At 55.9% G+C, this 3,548-nt stretch carries 4 protein-coding genes and 2 pseudogenes; 3 read left to right on the top strand and 3 right to left on the bottom strand.

Features of this window, described 5'->3' with window-relative positions; translation table 11 throughout:
- Nucleotides 1–56: 56 nt before the first annotated feature.
- Nucleotides 57–767 (bottom strand): annotated as a pseudogene (locus ABJZ52_RS01660) (IS6 family transposase).
- A 114-nt stretch (nucleotides 768–881) separates the two neighbouring features.
- Here ABJZ52_RS01660 and ABJZ52_RS01655 point away from each other — a divergent pair.
- The 3 genes from ABJZ52_RS01655 to ABJZ52_RS01645 all read left to right on the top strand — a co-directional run bounded on the left by ABJZ52_RS01655 (nucleotide 882) and on the right by ABJZ52_RS01645 (nucleotide 2,069).
- Nucleotides 882–1,337 (top strand): nucleotidyltransferase domain-containing protein, encoded by a 456-nt coding sequence (locus ABJZ52_RS01655; RefSeq protein ID WP_348193211.1) that lies wholly within the window; start codon nucleotides 882–884, stop codon nucleotides 1,335–1,337.
- Nucleotides 1,337–1,696: a DUF86 domain-containing protein gene (locus tag ABJZ52_RS01650; RefSeq protein WP_348193214.1), complete on the top strand. Its 360-nt coding sequence runs from the start codon at nucleotides 1,337–1,339 to the stop codon at nucleotides 1,694–1,696. The genes ABJZ52_RS01655 and ABJZ52_RS01650 overlap by 1 nt, the downstream gene beginning before the upstream one ends.
- A gap of 223 nt (nucleotides 1,697–1,919) precedes the next feature.
- Nucleotides 1,920–2,069, top strand: a complete 150-nt coding sequence (locus tag ABJZ52_RS01645) for a hypothetical protein (RefSeq protein ID WP_348193217.1) — start codon at nucleotides 1,920–1,922, stop codon at nucleotides 2,067–2,069.
- Between the two features lie 196 nt (nucleotides 2,070–2,265).
- Here the strand turns inward: ABJZ52_RS01645 and ABJZ52_RS01640 are convergent.
- Nucleotides 2,266–2,430, bottom strand: a pseudogene (locus tag ABJZ52_RS01640) (IS6 family transposase); the annotation flags it as partial.
- 169 nt (nucleotides 2,431–2,599) lie between these two features.
- Nucleotides 2,600–3,548 (bottom strand): IS5 family transposase (locus ABJZ52_RS01635; RefSeq protein ID WP_348487681.1); only part of this gene is annotated, 949 nt, incomplete at its 5' end.

Below are 3,548 nucleotides of genomic sequence, written 5' to 3'. Positions count from 1 at the left end.
AGGGGATTGCCAACTTGTTTTGTTGGGCCCGCAAGGAGCCCTACTTTGGACGGATTTCAGGCGTTCATCTCGCCGGTGTAGTCGTTCCATAAGCCGAATGCATCAGCCCTTGCACGCCGGTATGAGGCGGCCGACAGAGTGTATCGGCGCGGCCGGAAGATCGTGTTGATCTGATCGTGGGCAGACAGAAACCGTTGCGCTTGGCGGGGCGATTTGAACCGGCCCATAATCTTCTCGCGTTTGCGGGTCGGGCGATGGGAATTCTCAATCCTGTTGTTCAACCCCTTGTGAGCGCGATGATCGGCATCCGGGGCAAGGGCCTGGACCAGCTTTGTGTAGCCGCGTAGTTTGTCGGTTACCACGACCTTGGGCTCGCCGAATTGCGTGACCAGCCCGCCAAAGAAACGCTTTGCTGCCTTTGCATTGCGGTGGGCTTGAACCAGAATGTCGAGCACATCGCCATCGCCGTCAATCGCCCGCCAGAGCCAGTATTTAACACCGCCGATGACAATCACCACCTCATCAAGATGCCACTTGTTGTTGGGCTTGGGCCGGTCCCGGCGAATGCAACGCGCGAAATGCCGACCAAACCGGTTCACCCAGTTGCGGATCGTTTCACGGCTGACACCGATGCCCCGCTCCGCAAGGAGGTCTTCAACATCGGCCGTACTCAACGCAAAGCGATGATACGCTCAAACCCCGTAGGAAATGATCGACCTGGGAAAACGGAAGCCCTTCAGGCGCGGAAAATCGGAAAGATCATTCATCAAAGCGATCTACCACCGCTGAGCCCCATCAACAACTTGGCAATCCCAACTGGACAAAGACTCGGAAAAGCTATATTGTAATATTGTGCGCAAATACACAAAAGAACCTTTTCCATGCTAGAATCTGAAACAGCCTTTTTGTCAGCCCGTGTACCGGCCCGGTTGAAGAACCGGTTCAAGTCCCTTGCGGCCGAGCGCGGAGAGAAAGTCCAGGATCTGCTGAACAGACTTGTCCAGGATTATGTCGAGCGCGAAGACCGGTCCGCACCCGCAGCCACGGATGTTATCCGGTCGTTGCGAGCGATCCAGCCTGATCTGGAAGCCAAGGGCCTTAAGCATCTCTTCCTCTTTGGTTCGGTTGCACGGGGAGAAGCTAGGCCTGACAGCGACATCGATCTTGCCTATCAGGCCCTGGACGGTAAAACGCTGTCCCTGTTCGATCTTGGCCGCATCATACAAAAGCTGAAAGCAGCCCTTGGCACGACCGCGGACATTGACCTAGTGCCGAACAAGGATCTTTTTTCTAATGTGAGTGAAACCGCCACCCGCGACCGGATCGAAATCTTCTAATGGCGAGATCGCCCGCGGCCCGACTGCGCGATATCCTGGAAGCCATTCAGGACGTGCGCGATTTCACAGCCGACATGGATCAGGAGGTCTTCCTGACATCGCCTCAAAATGACCGAAAGACCTTCCGCGCCGTCTCGGCCGCTTTCCTGATCATCGGTGAAGCGGCGAAAACCCTGCCGGTTGACCTCAAAGAGCGGCATGAGGACATTCCCTGGCCCGCCATCGCCGGGCTGCGCAACCATGTGGCCCACGAATATTTTCGCGTCGACGCCGCCATGATCTGGGCCACTCTGGAACACGGCGACCTCGATGCACTCGAGACCTGTATCCAGGAAGAGATAGCGCGATTTGAAGTGTGAGGCCGGTTGACAGCTGTCAACGCGGGTAGTGTCGCAAACTTTTATTTCAGCCATTGCTATGGCTGAAATAAAAGTTTGCGACACTACCAACACCGAGCAGGTAAGCGAGGAACCGGATTATTGCAACAACGTGGTTTCGCCGCATGTGATGCGCGTCATAGACGTCGGCCTTCCCGCACACTATCTAGAAGGTGTAAGTGTAACCAAAATAAGGAAAAACTGAATGGTTATGAAAAAAGTTGTTATTGCAGCTACTTGTGTGGCTCTTGCTTTTCCCGCTATCGCCGTAGCGGCAGTAGAAAAGGATAAAGAGGCACAGTCCAACAACGGCTATGCTACTGAATATAACAAAACCGGGGTGTGGAAGCGATAGATCAACAAAGCGCTTGCTAGAGAAGAAGCGCCGCGGATTAAATCAGCGGCGCTTCGTTTAGTAATCATCCCCGAAAATCACTGGGTTGAAAATTGGACTTCTCCGGCCTTTGATGCGCTTGGAGAACGAGATGAAGAAATTAGGGATTGCCAAGTTATTTTGTTGTGCCCGCAAGGTGCGGTGCTTTTGACGGATTTCAGGCGTTCATCTCGCCGGTGTAGTCCTGCCATAAGCCGAATGCATCAGCCCTTGCACGCCGGTATGAGACGGCCGACAATGTGTATCGGCGCGGTCGGAAGACCGTGTTGATCTGATCGTGGGCAGACAAAAACCGTTGTGCTTGCCGGGGAGACTTGAACCGGTAGTGTCGCAAACTTTTTGTCTTTCGGTCCCCTTTTTGCGTGTTGGGGTTTAGAAGGCGGTCCTCCGCTCAGATTTTTCCAGGTGTTTAGCGTTGATCAGTTTCAAAGGCACCGTGTTGCACAAATCATCGGTCGGCACGCAGCGGTCCCTTACCCAGACTTTGGGCATCATGAGATACGCTCGAACGTAGGACGTCCGAGGGAAGTCATTTTGTTGAGGACTGAGACGCCAATCCGGCACTCAGTTCTCTGATTGTCCAGGGTACGTGATCTTAGCCTTTCCCCGATGACCGACTTCCAGCGGCCCATTTGCGTTTCCACGCGCGCTCTTTGGTTATATCCGGTGCTTTTTTGCCAGGCCATGCGACCATGGGCCTTTATCGCCAGAACATCCAGATCCCGCGCGGTGGGGGTGGTCTCGGCCTCAGGGCCGGGAACGGCCGTCTTCGGCGGAGGAATGATGATTTCCACATCGGCAAAGCGCTTCGTGATTGCGGTCCGGGTGGCGGCGCCGTCATAGGCACCGTCAGCAAGAAAGCGATGCACGGGTTCGTCAATCTGATCCAAAAGATCCGGCACGGCCGACGGATCACCGATGTCGTCTGTCGTCAGCTCACTGCATTCGATCTGGCCTGTCTCCAGATCCAGCCCCAGGTGGAGCTTGCGCCACGAGCGGCGCCTGGATGTCTTGCCATGCTTGGTTTCCAGCCATTCCCCGGCCCCAAAGACCTTCAGGCCGGTGCTGTCCAATACCAGGTCAAGGGATACTGGCGTCTCCGATCTTACCCGCGGCAAAGGCTCAAGCCCGCCGGCTCGGCGCGAGAGCGTGGTAAAGTCGGGAACGTCCAGTTCCAGCTTCATCAGTTGGAACACAGAGCGGACAAACCCTTGAGTTTGCCGCAGGGCCAAATGGAAAACGGTCCGAAGCTCCAGGCAAGCCGTGATCGCCAGATCGGAGTATGTCCCCGGCCGGCCCCGCTTGCCGGTGCGCGCAACGCCCCAGTGATGCGCCACGCTCTCATCAACCCAGACCGTGACATCCCCGCGCTGGCGCAGACTTTCGGTGTACTCGGGCCAGTTCGTCACACGATGCCTGGACTTCGCAAACTTGTGGCGG

It is taken from the genome of Roseibium sp., from assembly GCF_039982295.1.
GTDB lineage: Bacteria > Pseudomonadota > Alphaproteobacteria > Rhizobiales > Stappiaceae > Roseibium.
This window is presented reverse-complemented; position numbering and strand designations above follow the sequence as displayed.